Below are 17,762 nucleotides of genomic sequence, written 5' to 3' on the forward strand. Positions count from 1 at the left end.
TCACCATCAACGGTGAGCTCGGGAGCCAGACGCGGAACAGCGGCTGTCCACCACTTTCGATGAAGAGCGCGGCTTCGGGCATCGATGGGAGCAGGGGGATGAAGTTCCCATCGGGGCCGACATCCGGGACGTACTCGCCGTTGAGCGGTTCCTCTGGGGTGGGGGGCGGCGCGCCAAACGTCACCACGGCACCCTCCGCGTGCGGCGTCACGGCGAGCTGGGAGTCCCAGATGCGCAGCGTGGGGAGCTCCACGTCGTCGTTAAAGACGAAGGACGCGAAGACAGCCGCACCGACCTCGTCCCTCCATGATGTGCGAAAGCGATAGGGCTGGAGTCCGAGGTTGGGGGTGATGACAGACTCCACGTCCCCGTAGCGCATCTCCAGGAAGAAGTCGCCGCTCGCCTCGGTGGTGGCTTCCCCATAGGGAGAGAAGTCCGGCAGCTCATACACCAGGTTCGTCTCGCCCTTGGGGCCCTTGTGGAGGGTTCGCGCGTAGGGAAGGACTCCGCCGCTGACAGGGGTTCCGTCGCGCCGCTCGAGCCGTCCATAGACGAAGACGGGCTCGTCCTGCAGCCGGTCGCACCCCGAGGACAGCAGCAGGAGGAAGAACAATCCCAGACAGGATGGGTGGCGCATCTCAGTAGCTCCCTTTCAGGCCGAACATCGGCAGGATGACGGGCAACCCCATGGCCTCACGGTGAAGCTTCCCGGCCCTTCGGTCGTATTCGTAGGCGAAGACCTCCTGCTGGAGGGAGAGGTTGAGGATGTCCAGGTAGGCCTCGAGGTTGAAGTCCTCGTAGGCCCAGGACTTCGCGGCGCGGAAGTCCACGCGAAAGAAAGGCGCCAGTCGCTCCACGCGGTCCGCGTCCTGTCGTGCCCAGGTGCGAAAGCCATCCTCGTTGACGACCGGGCGCTGGGTGACGGAGGAGACCTCTCCGGACTCCGGGCGGCCGGTGTTGAAGTGCAACACCGCGCCCACCGTCCAGTTGTTCTCGAGCTTGTAGCTGATGGCGGCGTTGAAGACGTGCGCCTGCTCGAAGGCGAAGGGCAGCTCTCCCTCCGTCATCTCCCGGATGGAGTTGTCATCGGCGTAGCGCGCGAAGCGCCGGTGGCGCTTGCTCTGGAGGAAGCTGTAGCTGACCCAGCCGAACCAGTCGCGTCCCAGCGGGTGTCGCGCCATCAGGTCCAGGCCATACGCATACCCCCGGGCCGCGGGGTCCTCCTGGCGCTGACCGCGCCGCTTGCGGTTCTCCAGGATGTCCTGCACGTCGAACTCCACCGTGCGGAACAGCGGGTTGAAGTAGACGTCCGCCGTCACCTCGAGCCCCTCGGTGGCCTTCCACTCCGCGCCCACGTCGAACTGGGCTCCCTCCTGGACGCCGTAGCGCAGGCCTGACACGTCCAGCGCCGGCAGGTGGAGCAGCACGGTGGGGGACTGGTGGTAGAGGCCGCCGCCCCCCTTGAGGACGAGCGACTGCGTGAGCTGGTGGCGCACGGCCAGCCGGGGCTCCACGACGACATGCTGGATGCCGGGCACCAGGTGGTAGCCATCCACGCGCACGCCGGGCGACACCACCCACGTCTCCGAGGGGCGCCACGTCGCTCCGGCGAAGCCTCCGACGAAGGTGGCCAGGGCCGAGGGCTGCTTGAGCGGATGGCCGTCATCCGTCGGTCGCCAACCCGGAGGCCGCGCGGAGCCGGTGATGCCCGTGGCGACGCGCCGGTGCTCCACGTCCGTCCCCACCTGGACATCCAGCGTCTTCGTCAGCTGTCGTTTCCAGCCGGCCCGGGCGGCGAAGCTGAGCTGCTCCAGCGCATACTTCCCCGCGAGCACCTCTTCGGGCGCCTTTCCTGGCACCTGAATCACGCGTCGGTAGCCCAGCAACCCCACCTCGTCCAGGCCCACGGTGACGCCCAGCTCGCCCTCTCCGCCCGCCAGGGGATGGGTGCCGCGCAGGTCCACGCGGTGGAAGCGGGAGACGATGGTGGCCCCCATGCTGTCCTCGTAGGTGTCGGTGGCCTCGCCCGCGTCGTCGGAGCTGCCGAGCGCGAACAGGCGCAGCCGCCCCTGGCCCACCTTCTGCTCCACCCGGGCCTGGTAGTCCCAGAAGGCCGCGTGGATGGGATTGTCCTCGTGTGGCTTGAGCAGGGCGTACGCCAGGGGGATGAGCAGCCCGGTGTAGCTGTAGCGCCCCGCCACGGTGACGGAGGTGCCTGTCTTGTCGAAGGGCACCTCGATGAAGCCGCCCGCGTTGATGAGGTCCGCGTAGGCGGCGAAGTGCGGCTTGTCCTCGCGTGGTTTGCTCAGCCGCCCTTCCACCGCGCCGCCCAGCAGTCGTCCGTACTGCACCGGCGGTGCGCCGGGATGGAAGTCGATGGTGTCGATGAAGTCCGGATGCACCACCGCGGGCCCGAGCAGCAGGTGGTACAGCATGGGGACCCGCACGCCATCCAGGTAGTAGCCGGTGGCGCCGGGCTGGCCGCCGCGCACCACGGGATAGCCCAGGCCGGAGGCGACGCTGCCCACGCCCGGCATCAGCATGATGACGCGGAACGGGTCGCCCTGCGTGCCGGGCACCTCGCGCAGCTCCTGCTCATGCAGGGTGATGCGATTGACCTCCGTGCGGGGGCGGTCATCTCTCACCACCGTCTCGTAGGGATTCACGCGGGTGGGCTGGAGCCGGTAGACGACGTCGAGCGACTGGCCCGGTTGGAGCGACTCCTCGAACGTCGTGGGCGGGTGGGCCGGGGCGCGAACGAGCAGCCGGTGGACGCCCGGAGCCAGCTCCAGTTCGAAGCGCCCGTCCACGCCCGTCACCGCGACGGGCTCCTCGCCGCCCTCCAGGAACAGGGCCGCGTCCGCCAGCGGCACGCGGGTGCCCATGGCACGGACCTCACCGCGCAGCCGGGAGCGGGTGAAGCGCAGGGCCGCCGGGGGCTCGAGGCGATAGTCATACGGCATGCGCACCGACACCGGCCGGCCGCCCAGGCTCGCGGGCGTGAAGCGCAGCCCGCGCGCGGCGAGGATGGCGGCCTCGGTGAGCGGGGGGAGCGAGGCCGCTTCCCGCACCGTCACGTCCACGACGAGGCCCTGCTCGTCAATCTGGAGGATGAGCTTCACCTCGTCCGGGGCGCCCTCCAGGCCCTCGGGCCAGGAGGCGGGAGACTCCGTCACGAGCTGGGGCGTCAGGAGCGCGACGCCGCCGCCATCCGACGCCAGCTTCAGCCGCGCGGCATCCTCGGCGGAGACGGACGTCCCCGCGTCCGTGGCCTGGACGTCGACCTCCACCGCGCGGGGCTCACTGGTGGCGGCAGGGGCGGCTTGTCCGCGAGCGGGAGCTGGAAGGCAGACGGCCCAGAGCAGGAGCAGGACGAGGACGGGTCGGGGGGAGCCCATGGTTCGACGTATACGAGGGCACCTCCCGGCTCTGGCTCAGGCGACCGCCGATGGCGGCGCATGCACATGCAGGCGAAACTGTCTACCCAAGGGGGCGGGTCCGGCTCGGGGGCCGGGCCCGGCTCAACACTCCGGCAGGCCGACGCTGAGGTTGGCGACCTCGAGCACGTTGACGGCGAGCCCGCCGCGCGCGGTCTCCTTGTACTTGTCCTTCATGTCGCGGCCGGTGTCGCGCATGGTCCGGATGACCTTGTCCAGGCTGACGAAGTGGCGGCCGTCGCCGGAGAGCGCCATGCGCGAGGCGTTGATGGCCTTCACGGAGGCCATGGCGTTGCGCTCGATGCAGGGCACCTGCACCAGGCCGCCAATGGGGTCGCAGGTGAGGCCCAGGTTGTGCTCCATGGCGATTTCGGCGGCGTTCTCCACCTGGAGTGGCGTGCCCCCGAGCACCTCGGTGAGCGCCCCGGCGGCCATGGAGCACGCGCTGCCGACTTCGCCCTGGCAGCCGACCTCGGCGCCGCTGATGGAGGCGTTCTCCTTGTAGAGCACGCCGATGGCGCCGGCCGTGAGGAGGAAGCGCACCACGCCGTCCTCGTTCGCGCCGGGCCAGAAGCGCCAGTAGTAGTGCAGCACGGCGGGGATGATGCCAGCGGCGCCGTTGGTGGGCGCGGTGACGACGCGGCCTCCCGCGGCGTTCTCCTCGTTGACGGCGAGCGCGTAGAGGTTGACCCAGTCGAGCACGGTGAGCGGGTTGGTGAGGCCGGCCTCGGGGCGGCTGAGCAGGCGCTGGTACATGGCCGCCGCGCGGCGCTCCACCTTGAGTCCACCGGGGAGGATGCCGCTGGACGCGCAGCCGCGACGCACGCAGGCCTGCATGACGTCCCAGATGCGCAAGAGGCCGGCGCGGATGTCCTGCTCGGAGCGCAGCGTCTTCTCGTTCGCCATCATCAGGGCGCTGAAGGGCATGCGCTCCCGCTCGCACAACTCCAGCAGTGTCGCCGCGGACTGGAAGGGGAAGGGCAGGGGAGTGGTGTCCTTGCGCAGCGGGTCCTGGCCGGTGGTCGCGGACTCATCGACGACGAAGCCGCCGCCCACGGAGTAGTAGACGCACGCGTCCAGCTCCACGCCGTCCGCGCCGAAGGCGGAGAAGCGCATCCCGTTGGGGTGGAAGGGCAGGCTGCGGCGGCGGTGCATCACCAGGTGCTCGCCGTCCTTGAAGACGATGTCGCGCTGGCCGAGCACGCTGATGCGGCCCTCGGTGCGCCAGCGCGTGACGATGGCGGGGATGGCCTCGACGTCCACGGCCTCCGGCGTGTCACCGCGAAGGCCGAGCACTATCGCCTTGTCGCTGCCGTGGCCCTTGCCCGTAGCGCCGAGCGAGCCGAACAGCTCCACCTTCAGGCGCGTGAGCTTCTCCAGGTGCCCGCGCTCCACCATTCGCAGCACGAACGAGCGCGCGGCTCGCATGGGCCCCACCGTGTGGGAGCTCGAGGGACCGATACCAATCTTGAAGAGGTCGAAAACGCTGACGGCCATCGCGGCGCAACATGCCACGTTTCCGCTTTTGTCCCAGCGCCTCGCGGCGTGACGTTCCTGCTCCATGTGAAGCGCGCGACTTCTTGGCGTGCCAAGGAGCTGAAGCTCGGAGAGGTGTCGAGCGAGCACGACGGGTGGACGTGCCGCGGGACGCCATGGCGAACGCACTGCGTCGCGAGCGGCGGGGTGTTCTTCTCTTCGGGGACTGGAATGCATGGGGCGAAGGCTCGCGAGCCGGGTTGAGCGTGCGGGGTGTTCGGTGGAGCACGGTGGCGGGGCGACAGCTCAGGCGACGGCGCGCTCGGGGTGCAGTGGGGTGGGACTGTCGCGACGCTCCTCGTCGGAGAGGGCGAGTGACTTGCGGTACTCGGCGGCCTCGGCGATGCGGGTCAGCTCGAACTCGCCGTGGTGTTCGCGCACGGCACGGGCGACTTCGTCGAGGGTGACGCGGAAGAACTCCTTGCGCTCGTTGATGCGGTTGACGCGGCGCTGGGCGAAGGTGCGGTGCAGCGCGGCTTCGAGCGACGGTGCGTCGGCGGTGCGGATGATGGCGTGGACGTCGAACTCGAAGGGGACGGAGGCGTCGCCCAGCTCGTCGATGCGGTCCTGGGGGACGAGTCGTCGCGTCATGCCGACCTTGTAGACGTCCTCTCCGAAGGAGCCGATGTTGGAGATGACGTAGACGTGGCCGGTGCGCGTGAGCTGGGCCTGGGAGATGGCGCGCTGGCGCTCCTGGTCCTCGGCGACGCGGCGCTCCAGTTCGGCGATGCGTTCGAGGAGCTTGGACTGTTCAGCGCCCTTGCTGCGCTCCAGCTCCCCGCGGGCCTTGCGCAGGGCTTCTTCGTCGCGCTGGGCTTCGCGCTCGGCCTCCAGCTTCGCGCGTTCGAGTTCTCGCTGCGCGGTCTCCTCCTCGCGCATCTGCTCGCGGATGCGGCGCTGTTCTTCCTTCTCCTCCTGGCGCTTCTCTTCGTATTCGTGGGCGAGGCGCAGCTCCTCCAGCTTCAGGTCGACGTAGTCGGTGGAGATGAAGCACTGCTGAATCTCGGTGAGGCCGCTGATGGCCTCGGCGGACTTCTGGATGCGGGCCTCCATGGCCTTGATGTTCTTGTAGGTGACCTTGGCCACGCAGGCGTCTGCTTCGCCGTTGAAGGCGCGGAGCATCAGCTTGAGGGTGCGCTCCGTCTGTTTCTTGCCTTCGGCCTTGCTGCCATTGACCTCCCACTGAATCTTGCAGGAGGCGGCTTGCTTGCCCTTGAGCATGGTCTTCTGTCGTGCGCGGAGGGTGTCGAGACGGTGCTCGTACTTCTCCGAGGAGGAGAGGTTGTAGATGGGTTTGTAGAACCCGTAGGCGCGGAGGATGGTCTCTTCTTCGAGGGGGCGGAGCTCGGCGCGCAGCTTGCGGATGAGCGGTTCGAGCTTGGCCTGTTCCTCGCGGGCTTGATTGCGTCGGGCCTCGACTTCGCGGACGGCCGCGTCTGCTTGCTCCCTGGCGCGGGCGAGCTCCGTGCGGCCTTGCTCGCGGGCACGGGTGAGTTCTGTCTGGGCCTGTTCGCGGGCCTGGGTGAGCTCCGAGGCGACGCGGGAGCGTTCGAGGCGGATGGCCTGGTCGGTGGAGATCCTGACCTGTTCGAGGTCTGCCTTGGCGCCCCGGATGGCGGCGTCCGCGAGCTCGCGTTCCCGGGCGAGGTCCGAGGCCACGCGGTTGCGCTCGGTGGCGAGCATGTGCTCGGACTCGGCCTTGACGCGTTCCAGGGAGGAGAGGACTCGCTGTCGTTCGGCTTCCACGTCGAGCACGGGTTTGAAGCGGGCCCGGACGGCGCGGAGTTGGAGGGAGGTGCGCACCAGGAGCCCGGTCAACAGCAGGCTCGAAATCGCCAGGGCCAGGACGGCAGGCTGCATGGAGGTCTCCCCCGTGAAGTGTCCCCACCGTCGGACGGCGGCGTGGAGGAGGAACACTGTGCGCCCGGGGAGGTTTGCCGGGGAATCACCCCCAAGGGGTATTGTATCGTCCCCGTGTCACCTATTGCTCATCTGGAGGCATGGCTCGATGCATAATCCGGCTCGCTGGATCGAAAGGACGTAGCGATGCGACTCCTCGCCTGCACGGTACTTCTGCTCATCCTCTCGGCGTGCGCTACGTCGGCACCGAATCCGAAAGAGCATGAGCCCCGGGACACAAGGGTCGCCAACCTTCAGAGAGCGGCATCGCTGCCGTGAGGGCGATGCAAGGAACCCTCAATCTCAACGTGTACGCGCCTGCGCTGGTGAGCGACGACAAACGACCGCTCACCATCGTTCATGGGATGGAACGTACGTTTCCTGGCTTGCAGCTCGCGTGGACGCTTTCTGAAAAAGGGGGGTTCGTTGCATTGGCCCACCGCGACGAATGGATTGCGGCAGACAGGGTCGACGGTGGGTTTCCATTCCTTTGCAACAATGACGAAAACCAGCCAGTGACGCTTACCGCATGGGAAAACCCAAGCGGCCTTGCCGTAGGGAGTCCGCCACGACTCGCCGTCCACGCGACGTTGCCGCTGGACGCAGGTGGCCTCGCGGCGGCACCCGCTGTGCTGGGGGAGATAGGCGAGGGGGCCCGCGTGGTCTGGGGGCATGTATCGCCGTCGGGCTATCATGAGGTCGTGGCGCAGCAGTTTCGTGGTCCGGGAGAAGCGCCCCCTGCGACTTCCCACGGATTACCCTGGCTCCTTCGTCCACGGTACAACCGTGCGCCGGAGACTCCGCACTATCTTGGGTGGTTGAATTACTGGTCGTCTGCTTCTGCGGATGCCCTCGGGTTTCCGGACCCGGCCCGGGACGCGGCGCTGCTTTCACGAGCGCTGCGCACGGCGTCGGGTGGTTGGGTCGTGCGGCTCACGGAGGCTCCGCTCGATCTCGACAACCCTGTTCATCTGGACGCGCTCCTGCGTGCTTATGAGCGCTTCCCGGAGATCGGTGGTCGCTCAGCACCATGACTCCTCAGAGGAGAATCATCTGGGGCGCCTACGATGAAGTCTTTGCTCGAACGAGGAGTTGCCTCGTTCGGGCTGTTGAGGAGGTTACGTCATGACGGATGAGGAGATCCTGGCGGTTCTTCGCGCCGAGGGACAGGGGCTCACAGCGGTGGAGTTGGCCGAGTTGTTGGAACGACTCACAGGTCAGCTCTCTCACAGCATGATCGTGAGCTACTTCAAGAGGGCGTTTCCCGCCATCCCGCTACGCGTCATCTTGGAGGCGGGCGTCTGGTGGCGTGTGAGCAATGGACGTGGATCCGATGAGCAATTCAACGAGTTGTTGCGCCCATGGTTGGGACGGTGAGTGCTCGTGAGTTGAGTATGAAGACCATCATTCAGCCAGAAGATTGGGCAACGGCGCTCAGCCAATGGCGAGGCGGGGAGGTCGTGGTCTGGATGTACCACGCTGGCCATCGACTGATGGCGATCCGATTGTCGCATCCCAGGATGTCGGAGGACCTCTACGTTGTCGGCATCGGATGCCACCAGATTCAGGGGCCATTGGCCTGGGGGCCATCCGCCCTGAGGGTTCTCGCTGGGGACTCGGCGCGCGAAGCGGGAAGTAGCGAAGGGGGCCTGATACAGGATGCAGCGGCCGGTTTCCGCTTGTGTTGCCGGGATGTGGCGCTCGCTCGCGGGCCAGTAGAAGACTACGACGTGAGCTTCGAGGGCTTTCTTGGTCACCAAGGGGATGAATGAAGGCCAGTGCGCAAAGAGCCTCTCGCTTTTGGAAAAAACTCCTCGAAGAGGTGGTCCGCTCTTCCGCGAACGTGGATTTTGACGACTACTATCGGCGCCTGTCCTCATGGGTCATCGGACATACGCGGGACTTCGGGGCTGAGTTGATGGAGCAGAGCGGACTGTCGATGCTGGCTCGTCTGGACCCGAGTGGCTACCTGCCGACGAGTCCAGAGATCTGCTTGGACCAGGAACTGGCTCGGCTGTCTTCCGTCGCGCCGAAGTCCATGGAGTCTGTTGCCATAGTTCTCCGCGACACGCTGCTGGACATGGTGACTGTGTGGTCCGCCAGGGGCTGTCCAAACTGCGAAGGGCCGATGCGTGTCATGGTAGCTTTGTCGGGTGATGAGCGACGACTCTTCTTGAGTTGTCGCGACTGCTCCCATGAGGAATGGCAGGACAGTAGCCGTGTGGAGACTCGGGTGAGGCGTGTCCTTCCCGCGACGAGGGAAGATGTCGCTGGACTCGGGCTGTAGCCCTGGAGAGCCCCTGTGATGGCAGCGGAAGCGGTGAGTCTTCTTCGTAGCAAGGGCGTGGATGTCCGCTTCATGGGCGGAACTGATTTGACGATTGTGCGCCGATACAGGTATCCGGGCACCAAGAAGGTTCCTTTGATTGGAGTTCTGGAGTGAGCCATGCCGATGGTCGACTGCGAGGTCCACGGGTTGGTAGAAGCTGCTTTCTATTGCCCTCATGTCGATGGATGCCTGAGGGAAGGCGTTGCGTGTGAGCCGGATATGGACTTTGTTTTCGATGACTTTGGCGACGCCTGCCTGCTGTGTTTGACGTGTTTGGCAGTGGCACGAGAGTACGTCAGGGAACATCGATTCGAATCCATCCATGCTTATCCAATAGAGATCAAGGGTGGGTGTATTGACCATCTCTGGGAATGGGGCAAAACGATGAACAGTGTGGACTTGCATGCCCGCATCAAGGAATCAGCGAAGAGAACGAAAAGGCGACCGGAGCGCTGACGTTTCTCTACACTCCCCCGTTCTCCACTTCGACTTCTGCTTGTTCACCACGCCTGTGCGCGGCCGCGCGCATCAATGTCGATGTCGATGTCGATGTCGCATGAGCGAGGTGAGGCGTGGGTGCGACTGCGGCTTCAACTGTGTGGCAGTGATGAGCGAAGTCGATGACTGCACGAGGTTGTTAGTGGAGATGCCGAAGGATCGAAGAATCCTGACGTATCTTTCGTATGCTCATCAGCTCACCCTTTCTGCTCGGGATGCGAATGACGGCTCGAATCCGATGCTTGCCCGGTACTGCAATGAGGCCCTGCATCGCTTGACGGGCCATGTGCTCGGACTTCAGTCCGGCACGGTGGACGCGACAACGGAGAGGTCGTTCGTAGAGCTGGTGGTGGAGAGCGCTACATCACGTGGTGGGGCAGCGGTCCTCCGTCTAGCAATGAAGTCGACGGAGAACCTGTGACGCAGGGCTCACCGGGGCGCGGGCTGGATTCCCATCGACGGCAGGGGCGTTGAACCCATCACCTTGGGCCTGACGGCGAGCAATCGCAGGCCGTTGGCCACGACGAGCAACGTACTTCCCTCGTGCAACACCACCGCGTGGCTGATCTGCGTCAGGCCAAAGAGGGTTGCGATGATGAGTATCGCGCTGATGCCCAGTGCGATGACCAGGTTCTGCTTCATCACCGCCGTGGCTTGACGCGCCAGCCCCAACGCGAAGGGCAGACGAGACAGGTCATCGCTCATCAGCACCACATCCGCCGTCTCCAGCGCCGCGTCCGAGCCCGCTCCACCCATCGCAACGCCCACCGCCGCAGCCGCCAGCGCGGGCGCGTCGTTGACTCCGTCGCCCACCATGGCCACGGAACCCTGACGCCCCATCTCACGCACGGCTGTCACTTTGTCGGCGGGCATCATCGGCGCGCGCGCCTCGTCGAGCCCCACCTGAGCGGCGATGGACTTTGCCACCCGTGCGTTGTCTCCAGACAGCATGACCGTCCGGGTGATGCCCTGCTGCTTGAGCGTTTCGATGACATGCCGCGCTCCCGCGCGCACCGTGTCCGCGACTCCAAGCACGCCGAGATAGCGCCCCGCCTTGCGCACCACCATCGTCGTCTGGCCCGCCGCCTCCAGCCGGTCCACCTGGGCCTGGATGTCGGAGGGAACAGCGTCACCCTCGAACAGCGCCAGGCTTCCCACGTCCACCAGCGCGTCACCGACCTTCGCTCGCAGGCCCTTGCCGTGGATGGCCTCCATGTCGCTCCCCGCCGGTGCCTGGATACCCCTCGCGGACGCGGCTTCCACCACGGCGTGCGCCAACGGATGTGCCGAGAGCGCTTCCACTGCCGCCGCCGTTCCGAGCAGCTCCTCGTCCGTCACGCCCTCCACCGGCGCAGTGCTGAGCAGCTTCGGCTTGCCCACCGTGAGCGTGCCTGTCTTGTCGAAGGCCATGGCATTCACCTTCCCGAGCAGCTCCAGGTAGATGCCACCCTTGATGAGCACTCCACCTCGCGCCGCCGCCGCCACCGCGGACAGCACGGCGGACGGCGTGGAGATGGCCAGGGCACACGGAGACGCGGCGACGAGCAGTGACACCGCGCGCAGAATCGCCTCCTTCAGCGGCATCCCCATCAGCACGAGCACCACGGGGAACACCACCGCGCCAATCATCACCAGCGGCGCGAACGTGCGCTCCAGTCGCTGCGCGAAGCGCTGATTCGGACCCTTCTGGGCCTCGGCCTCGGCCACCATGTCCACCACGCGCGCGAGCACCGACTCCGAGGAGAGTCGCGTGACTTCCACCTCCAACAGCGCCTCGCAGTTGACCGTTCCGGAGAACACCTCGTCCCCAGGCTTCTTCGGGACGGGCATGGACTCGCCGGTGATGGCGGCCTGCTCCAGTGAGCTCTTTCCCTCGCGGATGATGCCGTCGAGCGGAACGCGGTCACCCGGACGGACGACGACGCGGTCTCCTCGCAGCACCTGCGCTACGGGCACTTCCACCAGCTCGCCACCCCGGCGCACCCGGGCCACTTCGGGACGCAGCGCACCGAGCGACTCGATGGAGCGCCGCGCACGGTCCATCGCCCGGTGCTCCAGCGCGTGGCCCGCGCTGAACAGGAAGAGGAGAAAGGCGCCCTCGAACCAGGAGCCCAGCACCGCCGCTCCCAGCGCGGCCACCACCATCATCGTCTCGATGTCGATGCGCAGCTGAAGCAGCGACTTCACCGAGCCCCGGATGGCGAAGAACCCCCCACTCAGGATGGACAGCGCCCACACCACGGTGGGTACCAACGCCGGCACGGGCGCGAAGCGCTCCAGCAGCCACCCCGCGACGAGCAGCACGCCCGAGGCCACCACCAACGGCATCTCCAGGAGCGGCGCCAGCCCACCCCCGTGCGCGTGGTGCGAACACGCATGGCCGTGGCTCGGCACCTCCAGCGTGTAGCCGAGCTTCTTCGCCCCCGTCTCAATGCCCTTCAGCGAGATGTCCTCGCTGTCGTACTCCACGACGAGCCGCTCGCTGGCATACGCCACGTTCGCGGACAGCACGCCCGTGAGCTTGCCGAGCCCGTGCTCGATGGCGGTCGCCGAGTCGGCCGAGGTCATCCCTCGCACGAACCACGTGTGGCTCTTGTACCGCTTCGCCACCTGCTCGCCTGTGCGCTTCACCGTCGCGAGCAGCGCCGCCGCGTTCACCAGCCCGGGGTTGTAGTGGAGGCAGACCTCCGCATAGCCCTGGTCCCGGCGCAGGTGCGCGTCGATGACACCGTGGTGTGCCTCAAGCGCGGCCTCGAACTTCTGGAATCGCCCCGCGTCGTCCGTCTCACCCGGCAGCGCGTCCTCCAGGTCGAGCTGCAACGCCACGCCTCCGCCCTCCGCCGCGCGGTACCCCGGCGGACGGACGCGCTTCGGCTTCGGGTGATGATGGTGATGCCCGTGGTCGCCGTGGTCGTGGTCGCACCCGGCCCCGTGTTCATGCGTGGCGGCAGGACCGTGGTCGTGCTTGCAGTCGGGACCGTGCTGATGCGCATCGCCACCGTGCGCGTGGTCATGCCCGTGCTGATGCGCGTCGCCACCGTGGTCATGCGTGCACCCAGGCCCGTGGACGTGCTTCTCCTCGCGCTTGGGGCCGATGATCTTCAGTCCCTTCAACACGGGCTTCGCGGCGGCCGGCTTCACCGCCGCGAGGGACGGCCCGTGGCCATGTCCGTGGTCATGCTTGCAGTCCGGTCCGTGGACGTGGTCGGCCTGGGCATCGGTCTTCTTCTGCTCGGACATGGCGTCTTCTTCCTGAAGCTGAAACCTAGTGGCGGTGTCCGCCGTGCTTGCGGGCAGGGGCGGGAGCGGGAGTCGCGGCACGCACCGGCTCCTCCTCCTCGTGGTGGTCCTCGTCCTCGTGCTCCTCCGGAATCGGCTGCGTGAAGCGCTGCCCCGCGACTTCCAGGGTGAACGCCTTGCACTCCGGAGGAACGTCGAACTCCAGCACCGCGGGGAGCCGACCCTCGTACGACTTCAGCGTCTTGCCCTGCTCGTCGTAGACGGTTCCACCCGCGGCCACCGTCATCGTCTCGTCCACCAGCACCGCCACCAGCTCCGCCATCTCCTCCATGCGGTCGGCGATGCGGTGGCACCACAGGTGGCCCACGCCCGGATACGTCTCGTGGGAAATCTCCTCCATCTGCTCCTCGTCCACCTGGTCGCCCACGCCGACGAAGACGAAGCTCATCCGGGGCAGCCGGCCCGCCGCGATTTCCTTCGCCACCTGCGTGGCATAGGCCCGCACGTCGTTGCCGTCGGAGAGCTGTGAGTCGGTGATGATGACCGCCAGCCCCCGCCGCGCGCCCGTCTGCACCTGCTGCTTCATGTGCGCCACGAAGTCGCGCAGCACCGGCAGCATCACCGTGGCCTTGCCGTAGGCCCTCGGCCCCGGGAAGCGGAAGTCCTTGGCCTGCACCGCCGACAGCAGCCCCAGCTCCTCCAGCTGACTGCCATCCCCGGTGGCCCAGTACGCCACGCGCACCTGTCCGTCGCGGTCCTTGCTGGCCAGATACTCCAGCATCCACCGCATCTGCGGCTCGACCAGGTTCTTCACCGGCGCCAGCTTGGCCAGCACGCCGCGAGGACCGTACTCGTCCTCCATGCTCGCCGAGCCATCCATGTAGAGGGCCACGTCCAACCCCTCCACCGTGGGGTCATGCAGCAGCGTGGCCACCACCTTGTTCCCCATCCGATGCACGTCCGAGAACGGACGCACGATGACTTCGTGCCCGGCCATCAGTGATGGTCCTCGTCTTCCTCGTGGTGGTCCTCGTCCGGCAGCGGCTGGGTGTAGCGCTGGCCGTTCACTTCCAGCGTGAAGCTCTCCGCGCCCTCGGGCACGTCGAACTCCAGCACCGCGGGCAGGCGGCCCTCGTACGTCTTCAGCACCTTGCCCTTGTCGTCGTAGATGGTGCCGCCCGCGGCCACCGTCATGTTCTCGTCCACCAGCACCGCCACCAGCTCGGCGACCTGGTTGATCTCCTTCGCGATGCGGTGACACCACAGGTGCCCCACGCCCGGATATTCCATGTGGGCGATCTTCTCGAGCTGCTCCTCGTCGATGGCGTCACCCACGCCCACCAGCACGAAGTTCAGCCGGGGCAGCCGTCCCGCCGCGATGTCCTTCGCCACCTTCGCGGAGAACGCCTCCACCTCGTCCGCGTCATGGAGCTGGCCGTCCGTGACGATGACCGCGCAGCCGCGACGCGCGCCCAGCGGCACCTGCTCCTTGAGGTAGCGCACGTAGTCCTTCAGCGCCGGCGCCATGAAGGTGTGGCTGCCGAGCTTCTTCGCGCCGGGGAACTTGTACTGCTGGACGTCCACGCCCTTGAGCTCGCCCACCACCTCCACGTCCTTGCCGGAGGCGCCGCTGGCCCAGTACGCGACGCGGAGCATGCCGTTGCGGTCCTTGGTGGCCAGGTACTCCAACATCCACTGCACCTGCGGCTCCACCTGGTTGGCGGGGTCCTTCAGGGGCGCGCCGCGCAGCCACTCCAGGAAGGAGCGATTGGGCCTCTCGTACTTGTACTCCTCCTGCATGCTGCCGGACGCGTCCATGTAGATGGCGACGTCCAGGCCCTCGACGGTGGGGTCGTGCAGCAGCACCGCACGTACCTTCCCCTCCTCGACGTGAAGATCCGAAAATGGCTCGACCGGCTTCTCGTGACCCATCGTTCCCCCTGCCAGGTTAGGGGGGCGAGGCTATCACCTTCCGACGGGGTTCCACGCCCTCGCGCGAGGCGCCCTCAGTCCTCGAAGTCGGTCATCCAGTCGGGCTTCTTCGCGGGCCCAGGCGACGAGGGCGTCGACGCCTCACGCGGAGTCCGCGCCGAGGGAGCCGCCGGGCGTGGCCTTGCTCCGAAGTCCTCCATCCAGGAGGGCGTCCCGGGCTTCGAGGGAGGCGGTGGCGCGGACGGCTTCGCCCGGGTGAGCCGGGGCTTCGCCGCTTCCGGATGCGCCTCGGCGTGCGCGTTCAGGAAGTCCTGCATCCAGTCGCTCGGGCGCGGCGGCTTGGGCGGCGCGCGCGGGGGCAGGGGACGCTGGGGCGCGGGGCTCGTCACTCGCGGCGCGGAGACGACGGGCGTGCCTCCACCCACGCGGACCCGTGAGCGAAGCGCGCGCTCCGCTTCCGTGGGCCAGCCCGGCAGCGCGGCCAGGGCCTGACGCGCCAGCTCCAGGAACGCGGGCGCCGCGGCCTCCGGTGGAATCTTCACCTTCTCCGCGCGCAGCCACTCCGCCATGCGCGTGAGCAGGCCCGGGTGCTGACGGCGCAGGATGGCCACGTCGCCCTTCACCTCGTAGCCGCGCAGCTCCAGCTCGGCGATGGCCATGGCGCGGCTGGGCACGGGCAGCTCCATCCCGGCCAGCGCCGCCGGCCCACGGTTCGCCCCCGCGTCCTCCTGGAGCTGGGTGAGCACGTCGTGGAGCATCCGCGCCACCATGGGGCCGTTGGAGGCATTGCCCATCTGCAGCTCCGGTGGCACCGAGGGCCACGCGAGCACCATCCCCTGTCCCTGCGCGATGACGTCCGGCCGGTCCCCCGGCAACAGCGCGACGTAGCCACGCGGCGCGGTGGCGCTCTCCGGCGTCTGCACGTAGTGGAACGCATCCACCGCGCCGTGCGTCAGCCCCGCGAGCACGTCTCCGCGAGTCACCGTGAGCTGCCCCGGCACGCGCTGGGGCGAGGTGCTCGGCCACGGACCGGACAGGTGCCCGTAGAGGTACACCGGGTCGTTGAAGCCCTCGGCGTCGGCGGGGTGCTCGACGAGCTCGATTGAGAAGAAGAACAGCTCCGACGCGGCGATGCGCCGAGGTGTGCGGCCGGAGGCGACTTCGTGGTGCGTGAGTTGCGCGCGCGCGGTGGCGGGCAGCAGGCCCCGGTCGCTCGCGGGCACGACGTGAACCCCACCCAGCGCGTCCAGGCCCACCAGCCACTCCGGCTCCAGGACGTGGTTCGAGTCCAGCCGGAAGGCGTCCACCACGTGCGCAATCTCGGAGGCGTCCGACTGGACGGGCTCCGGTGGCGTGGCGGCGTGGGGGATGAAGTAGCGGGGCAGGTTCACGGCGGCGGCGTCAGGCTCCCGCAACCGCGCGGACCACGCAAGCTCGGCACGGGCCCCGAGTCAGTCCCAGGCGCCCTCGTGGACGTCGAGCGCCTCCTGCAAGGCGATGGGGCCCTCCACCTCGGTGGGGCTGCTGCCCCGCGCGAAGACCTCCCGGCACGACATGGCGAGCCCGCCCCGGGCCGTCCCCACCCGCTTCGCGAACTCCGCGGACGACAGCGAGAACACCACCCGCCGCACGCCGCCCCAGAAGATGGCGCCCGCGCACATGGCGCACGGCTCCGTGCTCGCGTACATCGTGCAGCCCGCGAGGACCTCCGGCGTGAAGCGCTTCGTCGCGTCCCGCATCAGGTTGGACTCCGCGTGGCCCGTGCAGTCGCGCTGCGTCGCCACCGTGTTCTCGCCCTCCAGCAGCACGTTGCCCTGGGCGTCCACCAGCACCGCGCCGAAGGGCTGGTCCCCGCGCGCCCTGGCACGACGCGCCGCTTCGATGGACCGCAGCAGGAATCGGGTTTCCTCGGGACGCATGGGCCAGCCTCCGGTTCGGGGAGGCAACCTAACGATGCACCCGGGACAGCGCCAAGGCTCCACGGGGAGGAACGTCGGCTCCTCGACCCGCGCCGTGTCCCGGGCACCTGGAAGCGAGTCCAGCTGCCCGGGCACGTTCAGCGGTTACTGGTCGTCGCAGGGGGTGCCCAGGCGGATGCCCTCGTACACTCCCAGGTCGTTGTAGATGAGCGGCAGGTTCTCCTCGACGGGCACCTGACGCAGCTCGAGCGACTTCTTCGTGTTCTCAATCCACACGGACGACTTCGCCTTGTCCAGCACCAGCCGGAGGTCGCCCTTCTTGGTGGAGAAGATTTCGCCTTCCGAGTCGGAGATGACGTTGGTCATCTTCTGCGGCTTGAGCGCGCCACGCGGACCGATGAAGACGCGGTAGTTCTTCTGGTCCGTCGTGCTGATGCCCTTGTCCACGAAGTAGTAGTTGCCCTTGGTGTCACGCAGCAGCGCGTACGGCGCGAACTGCTGCGGGCTGGGGGAGTACGTGGCCTTGCGCAGCAGCTCCGCGGCCTGGCCAGGCTCCATGATGGTGAGCGGCACGTTCTTCTCGCCGCACCGCACCGCGCAGGTCTTCTCCTTGCGGTCGAAGTCCACCTCGGAGACGACGCGCCAGTCCTGGCCCCGGAAGTTGGGGTTGGAGTCCTTCCGGAAGAAGCGCGGCTCCAGGAAGCTGGTGCCGGAGGTGAACGGCAGCGCGGGCACCTCGAAGAAGGCCTTCCCGTCGCCGTAATAGAGCACGTCCCTGCCGCGCCCATCGTCGTCGGGACTCACGACGGAGTAGTGGCCCTTGCCGTCGGTGCAGACGGTGGTGGCCTCCATGATCATCTTCTGGCCCAGGTTCTCCTCCTTGCCCCAGGGGGGCTGGAGGGTCTCGGCGGCGAAGGGCGCGCTACAGGCGAGTGACGCCGCCACGGCGGCGATACGCTGGAAGTTCATCTG

The 17,762-nt window shown here is 67.6% G+C and carries 13 protein-coding genes and 1 pseudogene; 4 read left to right on the plus strand and 10 right to left on the minus strand.

Translation table 11 applies throughout. The annotated features are described in order from the left end of the window. The 4 genes and pseudogenes from ACN469_RS28855 to ACN469_RS28870 all read right to left on the minus strand — a co-directional run. Positions 1 to 637, minus strand: a pseudogene (locus tag ACN469_RS28855) (hypothetical protein); the annotation flags it as partial. A 1-nt stretch (position 638) separates the two neighbouring features. Further along, positions 639 to 3,398, minus strand: coding sequence for a TonB-dependent receptor domain-containing protein (locus ACN469_RS28860; protein ID WP_498772919.1), 2,760 nt, complete (start codon positions 3,396 to 3,398; stop codon positions 639 to 641). 123 nt (positions 3,399 to 3,521) lie between these two features. Then, the gene (locus ACN469_RS28865; protein ID WP_498772921.1) at positions 3,522 to 4,934 is read right to left on the minus strand and encodes an L-serine ammonia-lyase; all 1,413 of its coding nucleotides are present in this window, start codon (positions 4,932 to 4,934) and stop codon (positions 3,522 to 3,524) included. A gap of 285 nt (positions 4,935 to 5,219) precedes the next feature. Then, on the minus strand, positions 5,220 to 6,833 hold the full coding sequence (locus ACN469_RS28870; RefSeq protein ID WP_498772923.1) for an SNIPE associated domain-containing protein: 1,614 nt from the start codon (positions 6,831 to 6,833) through the stop codon (positions 5,220 to 5,222). Positions 6,834 to 7,156: 323 nt separating this feature from the next. On the opposite strand from ACN469_RS28870, the gene ACN469_RS28875 reads away from it, so the two are divergent. The 4 genes from ACN469_RS28875 (at position 7,157) to ACN469_RS28890 (ending at position 9,657) form a co-directional block, all read left to right on the plus strand. Further along, a complete protein-coding gene (locus ACN469_RS28875; RefSeq protein WP_498772925.1) occupies positions 7,157 to 7,906 on the plus strand; it encodes a DUF5953 family protein in 750 nt (249 codons plus the stop codon). Positions 7,907 to 7,997: 91 nt separating this feature from the next. Further along, entirely contained in the window at positions 7,998 to 8,249 is a 252-nt protein-coding gene (locus tag ACN469_RS28880) for a hypothetical protein (RefSeq protein ID WP_498772927.1), read from the plus strand. Between the two features lie 17 nt (positions 8,250 to 8,266). Continuing rightward, positions 8,267 to 8,644 carry a hypothetical protein gene (locus ACN469_RS28885; RefSeq protein WP_498772929.1) on the plus strand — a complete coding sequence of 126 codons (378 nt, stop codon included), beginning with the start codon at positions 8,267 to 8,269 and terminating at the stop codon, positions 8,642 to 8,644. Positions 8,645 to 9,318: 674 nt separating this feature from the next. After that, entirely contained in the window at positions 9,319 to 9,657 is a 339-nt protein-coding gene (locus ACN469_RS28890; RefSeq protein ID WP_498772931.1) for a hypothetical protein, read from the plus strand. Positions 9,658 to 10,128: 471 nt separating this feature from the next. Here the strand turns inward: ACN469_RS28890 and ACN469_RS28895 are convergent, their stop codons facing one another. The 6 genes from ACN469_RS28895 to ACN469_RS28920 form a co-directional block, all read right to left on the minus strand. Then, positions 10,129 to 12,939 (minus strand): heavy metal translocating P-type ATPase, encoded by a 2,811-nt coding sequence (locus ACN469_RS28895; protein ID WP_498772933.1) that lies wholly within the window; start codon positions 12,937 to 12,939, stop codon positions 10,129 to 10,131. Positions 12,940 to 12,964: 25 nt separating this feature from the next. After that, positions 12,965 to 13,936 carry a vWA domain-containing protein gene (locus tag ACN469_RS28900; RefSeq protein WP_498772935.1) on the minus strand — a complete coding sequence of 324 codons (972 nt, stop codon included), beginning with the start codon at positions 13,934 to 13,936 and terminating at the stop codon, positions 12,965 to 12,967. After that, the gene (locus tag ACN469_RS28905; RefSeq protein ID WP_498772937.1) at positions 13,936 to 14,871 is read right to left on the minus strand and encodes a vWA domain-containing protein; all 936 of its coding nucleotides are present in this window, start codon (positions 14,869 to 14,871) and stop codon (positions 13,936 to 13,938) included. Before ACN469_RS28905 ends, ACN469_RS28900 begins: the two co-directional genes overlap by 1 nt. 74 nt (positions 14,872 to 14,945) lie before the next feature. Further along, positions 14,946 to 16,262 carry a hypothetical protein gene (locus ACN469_RS28910; RefSeq protein WP_498772939.1) on the minus strand — a complete coding sequence of 439 codons (1,317 nt, stop codon included), beginning with the start codon at positions 16,260 to 16,262 and terminating at the stop codon, positions 14,946 to 14,948. Positions 16,263 to 16,322: 60 nt separating this feature from the next. Next, positions 16,323 to 16,790: a nucleoside deaminase gene (locus ACN469_RS28915; protein WP_498772941.1), complete on the minus strand. Its 468-nt coding sequence runs from the start codon at positions 16,788 to 16,790 to the stop codon at positions 16,323 to 16,325. A 144-nt stretch (positions 16,791 to 16,934) separates the two neighbouring features. Continuing rightward, positions 16,935 to 17,759: a hypothetical protein gene (locus ACN469_RS28920; protein WP_498772943.1), complete on the minus strand. Its 825-nt coding sequence runs from the start codon at positions 17,757 to 17,759 to the stop codon at positions 16,935 to 16,937. Positions 17,760 to 17,762 lie beyond the last annotated feature (3 nt).

This window comes from Corallococcus terminator, assembly GCF_049194865.1.
In the GTDB taxonomy this organism is placed as follows: Bacteria; Myxococcota; Myxococcia; order Myxococcales; family Myxococcaceae; genus Myxococcus; species Myxococcus terminator_A.